Annotated in this window: 15 protein-coding genes; 13 read left to right on the plus strand and 2 right to left on the minus strand. The window is 33.4% G+C overall.

Features of this window, described 5'->3' with window-relative positions:
• Window positions 1-26: 26 nt before the first annotated feature.
• From ACN0TY_RS11090 to ACN0TY_RS11105, 4 genes are all read left to right on the plus strand, one after another.
• Window positions 27-1133 carry an acyloxyacyl hydrolase gene (locus ACN0TY_RS11090; protein WP_417444547.1) on the plus strand — a complete coding sequence of 369 codons (1107 nt, stop codon included), beginning with the start codon at window positions 27-29 and terminating at the stop codon, window positions 1131-1133.
• 41 nt (window positions 1134-1174) lie between these two features.
• Entirely contained in the window at window positions 1175-1954 is a 780-nt protein-coding gene (locus ACN0TY_RS11095; protein WP_417444548.1) for a head GIN domain-containing protein, read from the plus strand.
• Between the two features lie 135 nt (window positions 1955-2089).
• The gene (locus ACN0TY_RS11100) at window positions 2090-3358 is read left to right on the plus strand and encodes an NAD(P)/FAD-dependent oxidoreductase (protein WP_417444549.1); all 1269 of its coding nucleotides are present in this window, start codon (window positions 2090-2092) and stop codon (window positions 3356-3358) included.
• Window positions 3359-3414: 56 nt separating this feature from the next.
• Window positions 3415-3870: a hypothetical protein gene (locus ACN0TY_RS11105; protein WP_417444550.1), complete on the plus strand. Its 456-nt coding sequence runs from the start codon at window positions 3415-3417 to the stop codon at window positions 3868-3870.
• Window position 3871: 1 nt separating this feature from the next.
• On the opposite strand, the gene gldA is transcribed toward ACN0TY_RS11105, so the two are convergent.
• Entirely contained in the window at window positions 3872-4768 is an 897-nt protein-coding gene (gene gldA, locus ACN0TY_RS11110) for a gliding motility-associated ABC transporter ATP-binding subunit GldA (protein ID WP_417444551.1), read from the minus strand.
• Between the two features lie 129 nt (window positions 4769-4897).
• Here gldA and ACN0TY_RS11115 point away from each other — a divergent pair, with 129 nt between their 5' ends.
• From ACN0TY_RS11115 to ACN0TY_RS11155, 9 genes are all read left to right on the plus strand, one after another.
• Window positions 4898-6481 (plus strand): sodium:solute symporter family transporter, encoded by a 1584-nt coding sequence (locus ACN0TY_RS11115; protein WP_417444552.1) that lies wholly within the window; start codon window positions 4898-4900, stop codon window positions 6479-6481.
• A gap of 26 nt (window positions 6482-6507) precedes the next feature.
• Entirely contained in the window at window positions 6508-8046 is a 1539-nt protein-coding gene (locus ACN0TY_RS11120; RefSeq protein ID WP_417444553.1) for a sulfatase family protein, read from the plus strand.
• Between the two features lie 8 nt (window positions 8047-8054).
• A complete protein-coding gene (locus ACN0TY_RS11125; RefSeq protein WP_417444554.1) occupies window positions 8055-9119 on the plus strand; it encodes a Gfo/Idh/MocA family protein in 1065 nt (354 codons plus the stop codon).
• Window positions 9120-9132: 13 nt separating this feature from the next.
• Window positions 9133-10578: a sulfatase gene (locus ACN0TY_RS11130; RefSeq protein WP_417444555.1), complete on the plus strand. Its 1446-nt coding sequence runs from the start codon at window positions 9133-9135 to the stop codon at window positions 10576-10578.
• Window positions 10578-11813 (plus strand): glycoside hydrolase family protein, encoded by a 1236-nt coding sequence (locus ACN0TY_RS11135; protein WP_417444556.1) that lies wholly within the window; start codon window positions 10578-10580, stop codon window positions 11811-11813. Before ACN0TY_RS11130 ends, ACN0TY_RS11135 begins: the two co-directional genes overlap by 1 nt.
• Window positions 11814-11887: 74 nt before the next feature.
• A complete protein-coding gene (locus tag ACN0TY_RS11140; protein WP_417444557.1) occupies window positions 11888-13120 on the plus strand; it encodes an enolase C-terminal domain-like protein in 1233 nt (410 codons plus the stop codon).
• A 199-nt stretch (window positions 13121-13319) separates the two neighbouring features.
• The gene (locus tag ACN0TY_RS11145) at window positions 13320-16487 is read left to right on the plus strand and encodes a SusC/RagA family TonB-linked outer membrane protein (protein ID WP_417444558.1); all 3168 of its coding nucleotides are present in this window, start codon (window positions 13320-13322) and stop codon (window positions 16485-16487) included.
• An 11-nt stretch (window positions 16488-16498) separates the two neighbouring features.
• Entirely contained in the window at window positions 16499-18139 is a 1641-nt protein-coding gene (locus ACN0TY_RS11150; protein WP_417444559.1) for a RagB/SusD family nutrient uptake outer membrane protein, read from the plus strand.
• A gap of 107 nt (window positions 18140-18246) precedes the next feature.
• Window positions 18247-18870 (plus strand): TetR/AcrR family transcriptional regulator, encoded by a 624-nt coding sequence (locus tag ACN0TY_RS11155; RefSeq protein WP_417444560.1) that lies wholly within the window; start codon window positions 18247-18249, stop codon window positions 18868-18870.
• 13 nt (window positions 18871-18883) lie between these two features.
• On the opposite strand, the gene pncB is transcribed toward ACN0TY_RS11155, so the two are convergent.
• A complete protein-coding gene (gene pncB, locus ACN0TY_RS11160; protein ID WP_236960014.1) occupies window positions 18884-20071 on the minus strand; it encodes a nicotinate phosphoribosyltransferase in 1188 nt (395 codons plus the stop codon).
• Window positions 20072-20248 lie beyond the last annotated feature (177 nt).

Below are 20248 nucleotides of genomic sequence, written 5' to 3' on the forward strand. Positions count from 1 at the left end.
ATTACTTTTGCCGTGAAATAAAATTTATGCAGAAAGTATTCATCATTTTTATCGTGCTTTTATCTTGTGGAGTTACTGCTCAGGAAGGGGATAAAGAATATTCATCTTATGTAGATCTTAGTTATTTCTATGGAAATATTTCTAGACATAATAATGATATTTTACATCTCATAACGGGGCATCCAGAAGGTTTTATCCTTAGTTGGAATAAAAAAACGTATGGTAATCGTGAATGGGAACAGTTGTATAATTACCCAGATTATGGAGTTTCTTTAGGGTATCAAAACCTGAAAAATGAATATATGGGGAATAATGTGGCATTATATGGTCATTACAACTTTTACTTTTTTAAGCGAAACTTAATGCTTAGAATAGGTCAAGGTATTGCCGTAGCCTCTAATCCTTATAATAAAGAAGATAACTTCCGAAATGTAGCTTTTGGTTCAAAATTATTGAGTAGTACTTATTTAATGTTGAACTATAAAAAAGAGCGTATTTTCAATAGGTTTGGGGCACAAGCTGGTTTGTCGCTTATCCATTATTCTAATGGTAATACAAAGGCTCCAAATACAAGTATTAATTCGGTAACTTTTAATGTAGGGTTGAATTATCAGTTAGACGCTGTAGATCCTCCTTACGAAGTAACCGAAGGTCTTACCAATAAATTTAATGAGGCTGTTAGGTATAATTTTGTTTTTAGAAGCGGGGTTAATGAAAGTGATGTAATAGATAGCGGGCAATTTCCTTTTTATATATTTTCATTTTATGCTGATAAGAGGATAAATAAAAAGAGTGCCTTTCAGATTGGAACAGATGTTTTTTATTCTAATTTCCTAAAAGAATATATTAAGTATAGTAGTATTGCCTATCCAGAAAGAGGAATCGATGGGACTGAAGATAGTATGCGAGCAGGTTTATTTATAGGACATGAGTTGTTTATAAACCGACTCTCTGTAATAACACAAGCGGGTTATTATCTTTACTATCCAATAGATTATGAAGGGCGAGTTTATTTGCGTGCGGGATTAAAGGGATATTTAACTCCAAAGAAAAAACTTTTTGCTGTAGTTACCGTAAAAGCACATGCAGCACAAGCTGAGGCTGTAGAAATTGGAATAGGTTACCGTTTGTAATTAATTTAACTCCGTTAGGGAGTGTTGAATCTTAAATGATAATGAAATTATTTTACTCTTACATAAAATCATTACTTTCTACTGGGCTACTTGTTAGCATGCTTTTTTTTGGTGCATGTAATAATGAAGATGCAAATGATTGTATTCAGGCTGCTGGATCCATTAAAAGTGAAGAGAGAGCTGTTGATATTTTTTCTAGAGTTTTAGTGAATGAGGGAATTTCATTAGTAGTAAAACAAGGAGATGAATACAAAGTAGAGGTGTCTTCTGGAGCTAATCTATTAAATGATATTGATGTTGAAGTGGTAGATAACCAATTAATTTTGACGAATAATAATGTTTGTAATTTTTTCCGAGATTACGATCTTACTACAGTATATGTAACTACGCCAGCTATTTCTGAAATAAGAAGTGCCACACAAAGAGAAATCCGTTCGGATGGAGTTCTTGAGGTAGAAAAGTTAGCAGTTTATTCTGAAAATTATAATAACAATGAATATTTAACGAGTGCAGATATTCATTTGGAATTAAAAGTGACTTCTTTACAAATGGTATTTAATGGGATTTCAAATATGTATGTTACTGGAACCGCTGAAAATTTAAATATAAATTTTGCATCTGGTAATAGTCGATTTGAGGGTAGAGATTTTCCTGTAGAAAATGCTACTATTTATCATCGTAGTTCTAATGATATTATAGTAAATGCTTCTGTATCATTAAAAGGGAATATTTATAGCACAGGAGATGTTATTTCTGTTGGTAGTCCGGAATCAGTAGATATTACTGAACATTATAAAGGGAAACTTATTTTTGAGGAATAAACTTATAATCATTCTTCAGAAGAAAGCATTTTAGGAATGATTATTTCACGATATTTATTAAACCAGATTAACTTTTTCTCCAAGTATTTAAAGTAACTTTATAGTGTAATAAAAGTTGTTTTTAAATAGATTGATATGAACTCTAAAAAGAGAATCGTAATTGTTGGAGGTGGTTTTGCAGGAATAGAACTCATTAAAAAACTAAAAAAGTCTGATACTTACGAGGTTATATTAGTAGACTTAAATAATTATAATTTTTTCCCTCCTTTACTTTATCAAGTGGCATCTGGCTTTATGGAGCCTTCTGCGATAAGTTATCCCTTCCGAAAAATATTACATGGAAAAGAAAATATAAGATTCCGATTAGGAGCTTTAGAAAAAGTTGTCCCTGAAGAGAATAAAATTATTCTTAGCAATGGAACCTTATCTTATGATATTTTAATAATGGCTACTGGAACGGAAACTAATTTCTTTGGTAATGAAAATATCAAGAATAATTCGTTGCCAATGAAGACAATAGGAGATGCTTTGGCGTTGAGAAACTTGTTGTTTACTCGTTTGGAAAGGGCTACAAGAGTCCAAGATCCTTTGGACAGAAAAAAATTGTTATCATTTGTAATTGCAGGTGCAGGACCAACAGGAGTGGAGCTTTCTGGGATACTGGCAGAGATGAGAAAGCATATTATCACTAAAGATTATCCAGAATTAGTAAAAGAAGATTTAGGAGAAGTTTACTTATTAGACGGTTTGGATGCAGTATTAGCTCCAATGTCGGGAAAGGCTCAAAAATATTCAAGAGAGAAATTAGAAGAGCTAGGAGTAAATGTGAAGTTAAAAACTTTGGTGGAAGATTTTAAAGATGGTGTTGTTTATCTTTCTGATGATACTACTATAGATTCAAAGAATTTAATTTGGGCAGCAGGAGTTTCAGCAAAAGTTTTTGAAGGCTTCCAAAAAGAGGATTATGGAAGAGGGCGTAGATTAAAAACGAATACTTTTAATTTAGTTGATGGTTATAAAAATATCTATGCTGTTGGAGATACAGCCATTTTATCTGGAGATGAAAAATATCCTGATGGGCATCCACAAGTTGCGCAGGTAGCTATTCAGCAAGCTGAAAACTTGGGAAATAACTTATTAAGAAATACAGGAGACTGGAAATCTTTTGAGTATTCAGACAAAGGTTCAATGGCTATAATTGGAAGAAATAAGGCAGTAACAGATGGCCCTAATGAAAGTTTCTTTTTAAAAGGATTCCCAGCATGGTTTATCTGGATATTTGTGCACATTATGTCATTGGTAAATTATAAAAACCGACTTCGTACTTTGTATGATTGGACGGGATATTACTTTAAAAAGGATCAATCTTTTAGAATGATTATTAAGCCGACTCCTAAGAAGTAATGAGTTTAATTATGCATTTGCAATCAAACTAACTAACCAAATTAACCATTTAAAATATGATAAAGTATGCACCATTGGCAATGCTCCTTGTTATAATATTTTCATGTAATAATAAAGAACATCATGAAGAAGCCAATTCAGATCTAGTAGGAACATGGAAGCTTGTTTCTGCAACAGTAATTCAAGATCAAGACACAAGTATTACAGATTTTACGAAGGGGCAAGAGATGATTAAAATTATCAATAAGACTCATTTTGCTTTTTTGAGACACGATTTAAATCATGGTAAAGATAGTACCGCAATATATGCCGCTGGTGGAGGCTCTTATTCGGTTAAAGGAAATATTTATACTGAAAACTTAGCGTATTTTAATAATAGGGAGTGGGAAGGAAATAGCTTCGATCTAGAATATAAAATAGTGGGAGATACACTCTTTACAACTGCTGTAGAAAAAATCGAAAAACTAGGAGTCAACCATTTAAATATCGAGAAGTTCGTACGGGTTAAATAGTCTATTTATTGGTGAGTTCAACAAACAAACTCTCTAAATTCTTATTTTTTTTGTTCAATTGAAGAGTTTTTAATCCATTATCGTGAGCAAAATCAAAAACTGTAGCACGCATATCTTTATCGGTTTCAAAAGTTATTTCATACACAAAACCAATGATGTTTTTTACGTGCGTCACATGAGGAATTTGTTGAAGTAAAACTTCTTCCACACGATAATCAAACTCAACTTCTATGATTTGCTCTTTGGAAACTCTTAATTCATTTAGCTTTTTATCAGCAACAATAACCCCTTTGTTAATAATAATTACTCGATCACAAATAGCCTCAACTTCTTGCATAATATGTGTAGAGAGAAGGATTGTTTTCTCTTTACCAATGCTTTGTATTAGTTTTCTTATTTCTAATAATTGGTTAGGATCAAGTCCTGTAGTTGGTTCATCTAAAATTAGTACTTCCGGATCTCCAATAAGTGCAGCAGCTAAACCAACACGTTGCCGATATCCTTTGGAAAGTGCTCCAATTTTTTTATTAGCTTCTGGTAATAATCCACATTGTGAAATTACATTTTCTATATTTTCTTTTGGAGCTTTATATAGGTCAGCGGTATAGCTTAGATATTCTCTTACGTACATGTCTAAGTGAAGCGGGTTATGCTCTGGAAGATATCCAATGCTTTTTTGGATGCCCATTTTATCACCTTCAATATCATAATCATTTACCTTAGCACTACCATTTGTAGGGGTGATATATGTTGTTAGTATCTTCATCATAGTAGATTTTCCAGCACCATTTGGCCCTAAGAAACCAACTATTTCCCCTTTATTGACAGTAAAAGAAACTTCTTTAAGAGCTTCTTGCGTTCCGTATATTTTTGTGATATTTGATACAACTATAGACATGTCCCAAATGTAACTGTAAAGTTTTAAACTTAAAAGAAAACCAAAAGGTGTTTTTGTTGTAAAAAATTAGGGCATTTGACCTAAAAGTAATATATTAGAACTCAAATAATTGAAAATAATTTCTGAAGGATGCTGGATATTCTTGTGATTGTGATTTATATGGTAGCTATAATCTTTGTTGGATTATGGTATTCAAGAGAGTCGGGTAATACTAGTAAGCAGTATTTTCTGGCAGGAAAGACACTTACTTGGAGTGTTGTGGGAGCATCACTTTTTGCATCAAATATATCTACTGTTCATTTGGTTGGACTTGCAGAATCTGGTTTTAAAGATGGAATTGTTTGGGGGAATTTTGAATGGCTTTCATCTTTTGAACTACTAATACTAGCATTTGTTTTTATTCCTTTTTACCTCAGAACTAAAATAACAACACTTCCAGAGTTTTTGGAGAAACGCTATGATAATAGATCTCGAGTTGTATTAGCTGTTTTTAGTATTCTTGCAGCTCTATTTATGCATATTGGAGTTAGTTTTTATGCAGGAGCAATTGTTTTTGAAGAAATGTTTGGGATAAATATTGTTTGGTCTATTATAATCATAGCCATTGCAACTGGTATTTATACAATAATTGGCGGCCTAAAATCTGTAGTGGTAACGGAAACGTTACAAACAATAGTGCTTATTTTAGGATCTTTATTAATTACAGTTCTAGCCGTATATAAATTACCAACTATAGGTATAGATTCTTACGAGTCGTTAAAACAAGCAGTAGATCCGGATCGATTAAAAGCAGTAAGTTTTGATGCCACCAAAAAGGGGTTTTCATTTTTTGATATTCTTGCGGGACATTTAATTTTAGGAATTTGGTATTGGTGCACAGATCAAACTATTGTACAACGTACCTTAGGGGCTAAGTCTGAAAAACAAGCTAAATTAGGGGCTATTTTTGCAGGTTTTTTAAAAATATTACCAGTCTTTATAATGGTATTACCCGGTATTTTAGCTTTTGCACTTTTTAAAGATGATATTGGAGTAGATACTAAAAGTGTCTTACCTGTTTTAATAAAAGAATTACTGCCAGTAGGATTAAAAGGTTTAATGGTAGCAGCGCTTTTAGCCGCTGTAATGAGTAGCGTAGCTGCTGCTTTAAATAGTTGTTCTACACTAGTAGTTTATGATATTTTTGATAAGATAAAGACAAACCTTTCTGATAAATCAAAAATCAGAATAGGTAGAATAACAGGAGCTGTAGTACTTGTTATAGCAGTTATATGGTCTCCTTTTTTAGGTAATTTGGGCGGTATTTTTGAATTGATAAATCAGATGTTTTCAATTTTCGCACCGTCCATTGTAGCTGTTTTTTTATGGGGTGTTTTATCAAAAAAAGGAACTGCTAATGCTTCTTTTTGGACGCTCCTTGGAGGTAGTGCATTTGCTTTAACCATTTTTATAATTGAAAAGTATGTAGTTATTAATGGTGTAGAGAATTATATATCCAGTTCTGAAGGCCTTTATATAAACTGGCTTCGACAAACATATATTTATTTTATAATTTCTAGTGCTATCTATTTTATAATTTCAAGCATTGATAAATCTCCTCAGGTAGAAAATGAGCAATTATATCTAAAAGTAAAGAATACATCAAAAACGGTACGAATATTAAGTGTTACATTAGTTATAGTAATGCTATGTATATATGCTTTCTTTTATTAAACTAAATAATTAAAAATACCTATTCCATGAAAAATATACTTTATTTATTAGCAATCATCCTTTGTTTGGGTGCTTGTAAAAAAGCAAACACTGAAGTAACTGATAATGCAAAAAGTAATAAACAGAAAACGAATATCGTACTCATTTTAGCTGATGACTTAGGATATGGAGATTTAGAAGTTTATAATCAGAACTCTAAAATACCTACTCCAAATTTGAACACATTAGCAGAAAGTGGGATTAGGTTTACAGATGCACACTCGCCAAGTAGTGTGTGTACACCAACCAGATATGGTATTTTAACAGGACAATATGCTTGGAGAACATCTTTAAAGAAAGGAGTTTTATGGCCTTGGGATCCTCCTTTAATTGATCCTGATAGGAAAACAATACCAAGAGTTTTAAAGGAAAAAGGATATAATACAGCTTGTATTGGTAAATGGCATTTAGGTTGGAAATGGAGAGGAATTGATGGTAATATTGTAAACGATACTATTGTTGGAGGAGATTATGGGATGCCAAACCGTAATACATTATGGGATAAGATAGATTATACAAAACCTGTCGAAGGAGGACCTATAGCTGTTGGTTTTGATACCTACTTTGGAGATGACGTGCCAAACTTCCCTCCATATACATTTATAAGTGATGATAAGTTAGAAGCAGTTCCAAATATTATAAAACCTGATACTTTATTTGGGAATCCAGGTCCGATGGTTGAAGGATGGGATTTAAGAAATGTGATGGCAACTATTACAAAGAAAGCAGTAAGTTATATCGAAAATCAGGAAAAAGAAGAGTCGCCTTTCTTTTTATATTTTCCATTAACAGCACCTCATACTCCAATTGCACCAGCAGATGAGTTTATAGGAAAAAGTGAAGCAGGGCCTTATGGAGATTATGTGAATCAAGTTGATTATACAGTAGGGCAAGTGGTTGAAGCTTTAAAACGAACAGGACAATTAGAAAACACCTTAATTGTTTTTACATCAGATAATGGTTCTCCACAACGGGATGGATCTAATATGGGAGGAAAAATAAGAACTATATTTGAGAAATACGATCATAACCCAAGCGAACCTTTTACGGGAGTAAAGGCAGATATTTGGGAAGGAGGACACCGAGTTCCTTTTATTGTTTCTTGGCCATCAAAGATTAAGTCAAAACAAGAAAGTAATCAATTAATAAGTTCAATAGATATTTTAGCTACCATTGAAGGAATTATTGATACAGATGAAGACAAGGTTCATGATTTTGATGACAGTAAGGATTTTAGTAAAGTTTGGTTAGGTACATCAGCAGAAAAAGTTAGAGATTATTTAGTGCTCCATTCCATAAGCGGAATGTTTGCTATTCGTAATGGAGATTGGAAATATATTCAAGGACAAGGTTCTGGAGGTTGGACTAAAAGAGATATTGATGATAAAAATCTTCCTGGTCAGCTATATAATTTAAAAAATGATTTTGTAGAAGAGCATAACCTTTATACAGAGAATAAAGAAATAGTAGATGTCCTTGATGAAAAATTAGAGCAGTATAAGAAGCAGGGCAATTCGATTGAATAATTCTTAATATGAATTTTAAACAGAAAATAACACCCGTTGGAACTTCTAAGCCTATAGTTATAGTAGGAGCAGGAAGTATTGTAAGAGACGCACATCTTCCTGCCTATAAAAAAGGAGGATTAGATGTTATTGGGGTGTTTGATGTAGATGAGAATAAAGCAAAAAATTTAAGAAATGACTTTCCGTTTATAAGAACTGTTTTTTCTGATTTGTCAAGTATGATGAAATTTGCAGCTGATGAAGATGCAGTAATCGATATTGCTGTGCCTGCAAAATATATATGTCAGATTCTAGATAAAGTACCTGATGGAGCAGCTGTTCTTATTCAGAAACCAATGGGGGAAACATTAGAAGAAGCCATTAAAATAAAAGCAATTTGTGATGACAAAAAGCTTGTAGCTGCTGTAAATTTTCAACTGAGATATGCACCTTATATGTTGGCCGCAAAGGATATAATATCAGAAGGTCTCATAGGCGATGTATATGATATGGAACTTATGGTAACTGTATTTACTCCATGGCATTTGTGGGATTTTTTATTTCAATTGCCAAGAGTAGAAATTTTATATCATAGTATTCATTATTTAGACTTGATGAGGAGTTTCCTTGGGAAACCTTCAAAAATATATGCAAGTACAATAAAGCATCCTAAGATGAAGGAATTGGCATCAACAAGGTCTACTATGATTTTAGATTATGATGAATATACTCAAGCGCGAATTATTACGAATCATGGACATGAATATGGAAGAGAACATCAACAGTCCTATTTAAAGATAGAGGGAACAGAAGGAGCTATTTATATAAAAATTGGATTGTCATTAGATTATCCTAAAGGAGAGCCTTCGACAATGGAATATTGTATTTTAAATAGTGAACCTCCAAAATGGAAAGAAGTGGAATTGGATGGAGATTGGTTTCCAGATGCATTTCTAGGAACTATGGTGAGTCTTCAAAACCACTATAATGATAAAGATCAACCTTTAGCTAACAGTTTTTCAGATAGTTTAGAAACTATGAGACTCGTTGAAAAAGCCTATGAATCGAGTAAAACTGGAGGCGAATATTTATAGAAACCTATTATTTATGAAAATTATATATAAATCAACCTTAAGTGCATTATGTTTCGGGATTTCTCTTTTCAGCCCTAAAATGTATTCACAAGAAAAAAAAGAAAAATTAAATGTGTTATTTATAATAGCTGATGATTTGACCACCACAGCGCTTTCCTGTTATGAAAACACAGCATCAATTACTCCACATATAAATGCTTTGGCAGCGGAAGGAACTCGTTATACAAAGGCCTATTCGCAATATCCAGTATGTGGACCATCTCGAGCATCTTTTATGTTTGGTTACTATCCAAACGCTACAGGAACATATGGGTATGTAAGTGGAAGAGAAAATGTTGGAAATGATAAAAAATCTTGGTCTCAACTTTTTAAAGACAATGGTTATTACTCAGCTCGGGTTAGTAAAATATATCATATGGGAATCCCTATTGATATTGAAAATGGAACTAATGGAAAAGACGATGAAATGTCTTGGACAGAGCGTTTTAATAGTCAAGGACCAGAATGGAAGTCTGAAGGAGAAGCAATTTTAGTACAAAATAATCGATATGGAACGATTGAGCGAAAGGGTGGCAATGTAATGACTGTTGTTAAAGCTGAAGGAGATGACTTACTTCAGTCTGATGCTAAAACAGCAGCAAAAGCAACACAACTTATAAAACAACATAAAGATGAACCTTTCTTTTTAGCCGTTGGTTTGGTGCGTCCACATGTTCCATTTGTAGCTCCTAAGCGTTTTTTTGATGCTTATCCACACAATGAAATGGTTGTTCCTCCAAATGTAACAAACGATTGGGATGATATTCCAAGTAGGGGAATAAATTATGTGACTAGCGTAAATGGAGAAATGGGAGAAGAAGAGGAGCAAAGGGCTATTGCAGGATATTATGCTTCTGTGGCATTTATGGATGATCAAGTAGGGAAGTTATTAAATACTTTAAAAGAAGAAGGATTAGAAGATAATACGGTTGTAGTTTTTACTTCAGATCATGGATTTCATTTAGGAGAGCATCGTTTTTGGATGAAAGTCAGCCTTCATGAAGAATCGGTTAGAGTCCCTTTAATTATAAAAATGCCAGGAAAGGCACCTGCTGTTTGTAACTCTTTTGTTGAGTTACTTGATTTATATCCTACAGTAGCATCGCTAGCTAATATCTCATACAGTGATGGTATTCAAGGAAAAGATATAAGTAAAACACTAGACGCTCCAGATTATAAAGTAAGAGACTTTGCTTTCTCAGTAACTCAAGGAGGGAAATCATTTTTAATAAGAAATGACAAATGGGCGTATATCCAATATGATGAAGATGCTGGATCAGGGAAAGAACTCTACAATATGGAGTTGGACGAGAAACAGTATAATAATTTAGCTAATAACCCTGCTTACAAGCAAGTCGTTAAGGAAATGCAAAGCATATTAGCTAAAAAATTGAAAAGTGTAAGGGATAACGATTTGTAATGAAAGGAGCGTGTTTTTATAAGTATAGTAGCTGTTTTATTTTATTGCTGATTTTCTCTCAAGTATCAGTTTATGGACAAATACAAATAAAGCCAATGCCAGTTTCAGCAGAGGTTGTTGATATTGGAAGTTCTAAAGTACTAAAAGGGGCTTCTATATTAAACAATGAAGGCTATTTTGTTTGGGGTGGTAGTGTCGTTAAAGGAGAAGATGGTAGATACCACATGTTTTATTCCCGATGGAAATCTGGCCCAGATACAGATGTGTTTTCAAAAAGTTGGGTATTAGAATCAGAGATCGCGTATGCGGTATCAGATAAACCAGCAAGAGATTTTAGATATGTAAAAACCATTTTACAAGGAAAAAGATTCGAGGGAGATACTGTGGCTTGGGATTCACAGGCCGTTCATAACCCACACATAAAGAAATTTAAGAATACTTATTATTTATACTATATAGCTGGGCATGATCCTGGGGAGCAGTCAGTAGAAAGTACGCGTGGGTATTTAGATAAACGTTCTCGAGTTCAGCAATCTCAGCAGATTGGAGTTATAAAGTTTAATACGATAGATGATCTTTTATCAGGAAACTTTAAAAGACCAAATACTCCTTTAATAAGCCCTAAAACACGCGTAAAACAAAATAAGATATTAAATCCATCTCCAGAAGGTACGAAACCGATGCCAAGTAATATTATTACTGTAAATCCATCAGTTGTAGAAAATCCTATAGATGGAAAATTCATTCTTTATTTTAAAGGGAATTTATACGATCCAAGCTGGAGAGGTGTTCATGGGTATGCTATATCTGATAATCCAGACGGGCCTTTTGAGCAATCTGATAAAATCGTATTTAAGTATACAGATGCAGAAGGTAAAATAGCTTCTGCTGAAGATCCATACGTATGGTATAGTCCTTCAGAAGAGATTTTTTATGCCGTTTTTAAAGACTTTACAGGAGCCATAACAAAGTCTAGACCCGGTTTGGCTATTTTAAAATCGAAGGATGGAATCGAATGGGAAAATGATCAGAATAAGTTGTTTTCTCCTTTAGAAGTAACGTTACAAACTGGTGAAGTTGTAAAAGTATCGAGATTAGAAAGGCCACAGCTTTTAATAGATGAAAAAGGGATTCCCATCGCTATGTATGCTGCATGTGCATTGGAAAATTTGAATAAAAAGAATGATGGAAGTTCGTTTAATATTCAAATTCCTATAGAAGTAAACCAACCATAAGCTTCATAAGATAAATAGCATGACTCGCAAGGAATAATTTTGTTCTAATTGATTGGAACTTTAAAAACTAAAAAATGAAAAAAGTAGTCTTGATTAAAAAAGGAGAAGCGCATGACAAAAGATATGCCTTAAAAAAAGGGGCTGGTTCCGACGCTGTGCATACTGTGCCGAGTTATGCTTATGCTGTATGTGTGTTAAAAACGGATACAAATGATGAAGGAGTGGGCTTAGCTTTTACTTTAGGGCATGGAAATAATTTGGTGTGTAAAGCAATTGATTATTTAGTGCCTTATATAGAAGGAAAGGAGATTAATGAGTTGATGAAAAATTTTGGTGAGGTTTATAAAAAAATGGTAGACGACCCAAATCTTAGATGGCTAGGGCCACACAAAGGGGTAACTCATTTAGCTTTGGCAGCAGTTGTAAATGCATGTTTTGATTTATGGGCAAAAAGCCAAGATGTGCCGCTATGGAAACTACTAATAGATATGGACAGTAAAGAGATAGTTGATTTACTGGATTTTTCATACTATGAAGATGTTTTGACTAGAGAAGAAGCTATCCAATTGCTCGATGAACAGCGTATGGGTAAAGAAGCTAGGGAATCCATTTTAAAAACAGGTTATCCTGGTTATGATACCTCTGTAGGTTGGTTTAATTATGATGATGAAACTATTAAGAAGAATGTAAAAATTGCTATGGATAATGGTTTTACAGCAATGAAACTTAAAGTAGGATCAGCAGATATCAATAGAGATATCCGTAGAGCGAATTTAATACGAAATGAAGCTGGTGATGAAGCGACTATTATGTTTGACGCTAATCAGCAATGGAATTTGCCAAAAGCTATTACCATTTGTAATGAGATAAAACAATTAAATCCATATTGGATTGAAGAGCCTACGCATCCAGATGATGTGTATGCCCATGTTGCACTTAAAGATGCGGTAGCTGTAAAATTAGCCATGGGAGAGCATATTCCTAATAAAATACTATTTAAAAACTTCCTTCAGTCGGGGGCAATGAGCTTCAATCAGGTTGATGTAGTTAGAGTAGGAGGTGTTTCCGAATTTATTTTGATCAGCTTGTTGTCACGTAAATATAACATACCTGTAGTTCCTCATGTAGGAGATATGGGGCAAATCCATCAGCACTTGGTTTTATTTAATCATATTACTTTAGGGCATCCTGTTTTGTTTTTAGAACACATACCACATTTGCGAGAATATTTTAAAAACCCCGTTCAAATAATAGATGGATATTATCAAACACCTCAATCTCCAGGAATGAGCTCAGATTTGTTGTAGCTTAAGAGTAGTGTGTTTTTGGATTTTGAATCTTCGTAAGGAAAATCGTATTTAAAAAAGTAATATTTACTTATAAAAATTTGGGCGAATGCACTAATATTAATAGATTTAGATTTTTTTAACCTAATATTTATTAAATCAATCTAAATTTATGAAAATGTGTATTAAGTTTTGCTTTTCACTGTTTCGACCGAAAACAGTGAAGGTGTTAGCCGTTTTCTTGCTTTTGTTTGTCCCTTTTTTAGGTACAGCACAGCAAGGAAATATTGTAACCGGAGTTATTAAAGGTGACGATTTTAATGAGCCTTTGGCTGGAGTAACTGTAAGAGTAGAAGGTACTAATACAGGAGCTGTAACAGACTTCGATGGGAATTATTCAATTTCTGTCCCAAGTGAGCAATCGGTGCTCGTTTTTACTTTTATAGGATTTAAATCTAAAAGTGTAACGGTAGGGAGCCAGCAAACTATAAATGTAACGTTGGAAACAGATGTTACAGAATTAGAAGAATTGGTGTTAGTTGGTTATGGTAGTCAAGAAAAGAAAGACTTGACAGGAGCTATTGGTATAGCAAAAGGAGAAGTGCTTGAAAACCGACCTATTATAAACGTAACAGAAGGACTTCAAGGGGTTGTTGCGGGTTTAAGTATTTCACCGACAAGTGGTACACCTGGCGAAACTCCAGATATTAATATTAGAGGAGCAACAAGTATAAATGGAGGTTCACCCCTTGTTTTAGTGGATGGAGCTCAATTAGATATTAATGCTGTTAACCCAGATGATATAGAAAGTGTAACTGTATTAAAAGATGCTGCATCTGCTGCAATATACGGAGCTAGAGCTGCTTTTGGGGTGATATTAATCACGACTAAAAAAGGTAAGAAAGAAACCAAAACTCGTGTGCGATACTCAGGGAACTCATATATAGCGAGTCCTACTATCTTACCTAAAAAATCGAACAGCTACAAGTTTGCACTTTATGTGAATAGTATGGTTTCGAGTACAAATGCAAGCCCAATTTTTATAGATGAACATTTGTCTTTGATAAAACAACGTGTAGATGGTGTTATACAAAATGACTATACATTAAAACCATCAGGAACAGCTTATTATGAGCATGCAAATACAGATTGGTCTGATTTAGTTTTTTCTGATTTTGCTTTTGGGCAAAACCATTCACTTTCAATTGATGGAGGTTCTGAAAAATCAAGTTACCGGGCTTCATTTGCATATACAGGAAATGAAGGAGTTGTGAAAATTGGTGATGATCAATATAAACGGTTTAACTTCAATACAAACTTATCGACTGATTTAAGTGACTGGATGAAGGCTACTGTGCAAGCTAATTTTATACGTTCAAATACAAACTTGCATAACTTACCCCCAGGACACGGACCTTCAATTTTCCACACCGTTTGGAGAGCAAAACCGACTCAAACGCCAGAAGTTGAAATTGATGGGGTATCGTATCCAACATTTATTAGACAAAATCCAGTATCTACACTTGAGCTTGGTGGAAGGGATGATTTAGATCAATATAATCTGAACTTAAAAGGAGGTATAGAGATGAATTTCGGGAACTTTGATATCTTTTCAAACTTCACATATAACCCTTTTATAAGTAAACGAGTTCGAAATAATGTTGTGTTTACATCGGTAACTCCAGAAGCAAGTTTTGATACGAGAGAAGACGGAGGTCCATCATATGTAGATAAAACAAATACCATCAATAACTATTATGCTTTTGATGCTTATGCTACCTATAAAAAGCGTTGGGATAACGGGCATCATATAGAAGCTACCGTAGGATATAACCAAGAGTGGAAAGAGTTTGATGTAACAAATAGTTATGTAACAGATTTAATTAGTGATGACATTGTTTCACTATCAAATGCAACGGGTGTGCCTACAGTAGCAGACGATATAACAGATTGGGCATTAAGAAGTGGTTTTGCAAGATTGAATTATGATTTTGATGGTAGGTATTTAATAAGTTTAAATGGTAGATACGATGGATCTTCAAGATTTAGCGAAAATGATAGATTTGGATTCTTTCCTTCTGTTTCAGCTGGTTGGAAAATTTCTAGTGAATCTTTTATGGATGATGTACGATTTATTGACTTGTTAAAAATTAGAGCGTCTTATGGTTCATTAGGAAATCAAAATAGTAGTGTATTATATCCGTATGTTGGTTATGATACAGATAGCCAAGTAGATTATATAATTAATGGGCAAAGACCAATTGGGGTAATTCCTCAAAATCCAATTTCTGATGATAGAACGTGGGAAACAGTTTCTTCTGCAAACTACGGATTAGATTTAGTGATGTTCAATGGGAAATTTGATGCTTCTTTTGATTGGTTTAAGAGAACAACAGAAGATATGTTAGTTGCAGGTGATGCGCTTCCAGGTGTTTATGGAGCTACGGCACCGCAAAAAAATGCTGCAGATTTGGAAGTGAAAGGATGGGAGCTTAGTGTTGGTTGGAAAGACCAAATCGGAAAAGATTTCAGATATAATATTAATCTAGCGCTATCAGATTCTCAAGGTGAGATAACGCGTTTTGAAAACCCAACAAATTCTTTAAGTAGAAGTTTTTATGAAGGTCAAGATATTGGCGAAGTATGGGGGTATGAAACATATGGATTATTTCAAAGTCAAGAGGAAATCGATGCCTCAGCAGACCATTCACCACTTGGAGGAGGAAATCTTGTTGCTCCAGGAGACGTTAGATATGCTGACTTAAATAATGATGGGAGTATCGACATGGGAGAAAATACAGTAGATAACCCTGGAGATCGAAAAGTTATAGGGAATCAATCGCCTAGATATTTATACGGTATCCGTGGTGGTATAAATTTCAAAAACTTTGATATGAGCTTCTTCTTTCAAGGTGTAGGTAAAAGAGATTATTGGTTATCAGGACCTATTACTTTTGGAGGTTATAATGCTTACGGAAATGTAATTGTAACAGATGAACTCTATAATGATATATGGAGTGATGGAAGTGATGATTTACCTGTAAATACAGATGCTTTCTATTTCCGTCCTAGTCAAAGAGATGTAATGACTAGAAACTCTCAGGTACAGTCTAGATATTTACAAGATGCTAGTTATTTAAGATTAAAAAATGTAACAGTAGGGTATACTATTAAAGGAATTAAAGGGTTTTCAAACTTTAGAATTTATTTATCAGGAGAGAATCTATTAACCTTTACAGATCTTAATCCTAATTACGATCCTGAAGCACTTGCATTAGGGACAGCATCTTTAGGAGCTGTGAACTTTGGTAGTGCAAATACAACACAATCAGGGAAGTTATATCCTATATCTAAACGATTTTCATTAGGATTAAGTGTGCAATTTTAAAAGTTAAAAAAATGAAATATATAAATATTTACTATTTGGTATTTGCGCTCTTATTAGTAGGGTGTAATGACGATTTTTTAGATCGTTATCCAGAGACACAGATTAATGACGGAAACTTTTTTAAATCGGAATCAGATTTAAAAATTTATAATAATGGTTTGTATTCTTCGTATTTTCTTCGAGAAGGCTTTCAAAATCAAGGAGCTTTTAATGCTGAAGTTTTAACATTCGATAAATATAGTGATAATGCTTTTATGCAAACTCCAGACGATATTCGTTTAGGGATAAATTCGGCAAACCAACCTGGTTTTCAGGAGTGGGATTGGTCTTTAGTAAGAGATATTAATCAGTTTTTAGAGAATGCATCATCAGCAGATGTAGAAGAGGTAGTTAGGAATCGATATATAGCAGAAGCAAGATTAATCCGAGCTTTAGAGTATTATGATAAAGTAAAGCTTTATGGAGATTTGCCTATTATAGATCGTGTTTTAGCTGTAGATGATGAACTATTAACAGCATCACAATCTCCTAGAGATGAAGTTATGGAGTTTATAAATGATGATTTAGATTTCGCTGTACAATGGTTGCCAACTTCAGCAGAAGAAAACCGCTTTAATAAATACATAGCAGCAGCTTATAAAGCAAGAATTATGTTGCATGAAGGTACATTTAGAAAATACCATAGTTTAGGTCAAGAAAAAACCTACTTGCAACAAGCAGCTATTGCTTCACAATTGGTAATGGATAGTGATGATTATATGATTGATCCATCTGTTGGCTACGGAGAATTATTCTCTAATCTAAATTTATCAGGCAATAAAGAAATTGTATTCTTTAAAGATTATGAGGAATCGTTACAATTATATCACAATGTTGGTAACATTTTAACTCATGTAAATGGTGCCGAATTTGGAGGTTCTAAAAGTTTGATAAATGATTATTTGGCTTTAGATGGTTTGCCTATAGAAGAAAGTGACTTGTACGAAGGTGATGAAACGATTGAAAAGGAATTTGCTAATCGAGACTTACGCTTAAGAGAAACTTTTGGGATTCCAAATTCATATTTTATTGGGGATAAGATATATTTAAATTCAGATCCTAATGGAATTGTGAATACGGGAACACCTTCAGGATATCAATTAGTGAAATTTTATAATGAAGAACAGGATCCTTTAGCTTGGAATCGTAATTTCATTGATGCTCCATTAATTAGATATGCTGAAGTTTTACTTATTAATGCGGAAGCAAAAGCAGAATTGCAAACTATTACTCAAAATGATATAGATAATACAGTAAATCTATTAAGAGTAAAAGCTGGAGTTGCCGATTTAACTTTGAGTGGAGGTATCATTGAAGATATTAGAAGAGAAAGAAGAGTTGAGTTGGCTTTTGAAGGATTCCGTTATGATGATTTAATGCGTTGGAAACAAGGGAGCCTTTTAGCAGAACCAGTGCTAGGATTAAAATTTAATGATACAGATATTGCTGATGCTGATGCATTTGAAGTAGGAACAGATATTCAGCTCAATAATGAGGGTTACATTATTTCTGATAATGTTTATTCCTTTGATGAGTCTAAAAATTATTACTTTCCTATTCCTGTAAATGAATTGTCTTTAAATCCAAATTTAGAACAAACACCAGGTTGGTAACTAATTGGATTTGATAAAACTCGTACCTTTATATAATAAATTTATGTAAAAGGTGCGAGTTTAATATTTTATGAGCTTTTACTAAGTTGATGTAATTGGATAGATAAATGAAAAAGAAAACCAAAGAAATAATAATTGAAGCGGCTATCGATTTGTTCAACGAATTGGGAGTACAGAATGTAACGAGTAGAAGTTTAGCAAAGAAAATTGGGATTAGTCACGGAAATTTAGATTATCATTTTAATACTAAAGAGGCGCTACTTATTGCTATTTATGAGCAAATGCGTGAGGAAATGACTGCTTCTTATGAGTTTAAAGAAGATCAATTTTCTTCATTTGAGCATTTTCATAGATTGATGATGCATATAGATAAGTTTCAGTCTAAGTATCGTTTTTTTAATTTAGATGTGTTAGAAATTTCAAGATCAAACCCAGAAGTAGCAAAAATTTTAAAGGGAACATTAGTCAACAGAAAAGAACAGATGCAACAATTTTTCAATCGCTTTTTAGAAGAAGGATTAATTGTTATGAATGAAGATATTTCTTTTGAAAGATTACAACATACCATACGTATTATAATTACATTCTGGTTGCCGCAACAAGAACTGTTAATTGGATATAAAACAGATCAAACAGGGATAATGCCAAAATATATTTGGGAACTTTTAATTCCTGTAATGACTATTCAGGGAAAAAAAGAATACCATCGAATACTAGAATCTCTAGGGTAAAATAGTGAGACACCTATTCTATTCTTAGTATATCCTTCGCTAAGGATATCATTTTTTTATCGCCCGTATGTTTGTTGGGTTCGTCAGATAATTTCACGGTAGGAAGCCATTCATTGTCACTTGTAAGAACATCCGTAAGTTTAATAACAATATTCATAGGTCTTAATCCTACATCATTGGTTAAGTTTGTACCTATTCCGAAGGAAATACCTATTTTACCTTTACAAGCTTTTGTAATCAATTCTACTTTTTCAGGATTCAATCCATCAGAAAAGATAATGTATTTGTAAAGAGGATTTATACCGTGACTTTTATAATGGGCAATTGTTTTTTCTGCAAACTCAATAGGATCACCACTGTCATGACGAACACCATCAAACAACTTTGCAAACTTGGTGTCGAATTGTTTAAAGAAAACTTCAGTTGTATAGGTGTCAGATAAAGCAACTCCCAAATCTCCTCGATAGACATCCACCCAGTGCTCTAAAGACATTGCATTTGCCATTTTAAAACCATATTCTGCTGCATGAAACATAAACCATTCATGGGCGTGTGTACCAATAGGTTTTACATTGTAAAGCATTGCCATGTGTACGTTACTAGATCCAGTAAAACTTTTCCCTTTAAATGAAGAAAGTGTATGGACTACTTCTCGATGTGTGCGGTAAGAGTGTCTTCTTCTTGTGCCAAATTCGGCAAAAGTAACACCTAGTTCATTGTAGAGTTTTATTTTATCTAATGTATTGTCTACTATTTTTTCTTTAGGCCATCGCTCCTGTTTTGTAAGCTCATAATATAATTCGCTAATCATAGCTAAAAGAGGAACTTCCCATAAGATTGTTCGGTACCAATATCCAGAAATGTATACTTCTAAATCTTCACCGGTTTGTTTTATGGTAACTTCAGATGGATCGTAACGATATCCTTCTAAGAAGTCAACATATGCAGGGTTTAGGTATTGACAGTTTTTACGTAAAAACTGCTTTTCATCTTTTGTAAGCTGTAATAAAGCCATGTTATCTACTGCAGTACGAAGTGCTTGTTCAAATCCTTCAGGGAATTTATGTTCCCCTCGATTTATAAATTTATATTTCCCCTGTACGTTAGGAAATAGCTTTACTACAGCGCATTGCATGGTAAATTTATAGAAATCGTTATCTAGTATAGAGTTGAAAACAGTAAAATTATGGTCTTTAAGCATACTTTAAATTTAAGCTGAAAGTTAAGATATATTTTCAAAATAGGATAGCTATAGTATAAAGTATATTATTGAATATGCATTGACTGAGATATGAAATACGTAGTAAATCGTGATTTTTGAAATTAAATGTTTAGAAAAAGTTAAGAAAATATGTTTTTTTGAAAAAAAATTAAGGGA

This window comes from Joostella sp. (assembly GCF_048266025.1).
In the GTDB taxonomy this organism is placed as follows: Bacteria; Bacteroidota; Bacteroidia; order Flavobacteriales; family Flavobacteriaceae; genus Galbibacter; species Galbibacter atrarenae.

Bases quoted from the DNA above. Each gene is read 5' to 3' on its own strand.
- ACN0TY_RS11130 (WP_417444555.1), top strand. From the start codon at position 9,133: ATGAAAATTATATATAAATCAACCTTAAGTGCATTATGTTTCGGGATT.
- gldA (WP_417444551.1), bottom strand. From the start codon at position 4,768: ATGTCTATAGTTGTATCAAATATCACAAAAATATACGGAACGCAAGAA.
- ACN0TY_RS11150 (WP_417444559.1), top strand. From the start codon at position 16,499: ATGAAATATATAAATATTTACTATTTGGTATTTGCGCTCTTATTAGTA.
- ACN0TY_RS11090 (WP_417444547.1), top strand. From the start codon at position 27: ATGCAGAAAGTATTCATCATTTTTATCGTGCTTTTATCTTGTGGAGTT.
- ACN0TY_RS11105 (WP_417444550.1), top strand. From the start codon at position 3,415: ATGATAAAGTATGCACCATTGGCAATGCTCCTTGTTATAATATTTTCA.
- ACN0TY_RS11120 (WP_417444553.1), top strand. From the start codon at position 6,508: ATGAAAAATATACTTTATTTATTAGCAATCATCCTTTGTTTGGGTGCT.
- ACN0TY_RS11115 (WP_417444552.1), top strand. From the start codon at position 4,898: ATGCTGGATATTCTTGTGATTGTGATTTATATGGTAGCTATAATCTTT.
- pncB (WP_236960014.1), bottom strand. From the start codon at position 20,071: ATGCTTAAAGACCATAATTTTACTGTTTTCAACTCTATACTAGATAAC.
- ACN0TY_RS11135 (WP_417444556.1), top strand. From the start codon at position 10,578: ATGAAAGGAGCGTGTTTTTATAAGTATAGTAGCTGTTTTATTTTATTG.
- ACN0TY_RS11155 (WP_417444560.1), top strand. From the start codon at position 18,247: ATGAAAAAGAAAACCAAAGAAATAATAATTGAAGCGGCTATCGATTTG.
- ACN0TY_RS11125 (WP_417444554.1), top strand. From the start codon at position 8,055: ATGAATTTTAAACAGAAAATAACACCCGTTGGAACTTCTAAGCCTATA.
- ACN0TY_RS11095 (WP_417444548.1), top strand. From the start codon at position 1,175: ATGAAATTATTTTACTCTTACATAAAATCATTACTTTCTACTGGGCTA.
- ACN0TY_RS11140 (WP_417444557.1), top strand. From the start codon at position 11,888: ATGAAAAAAGTAGTCTTGATTAAAAAAGGAGAAGCGCATGACAAAAGA.
- ACN0TY_RS11100 (WP_417444549.1), top strand. From the start codon at position 2,090: ATGAACTCTAAAAAGAGAATCGTAATTGTTGGAGGTGGTTTTGCAGGA.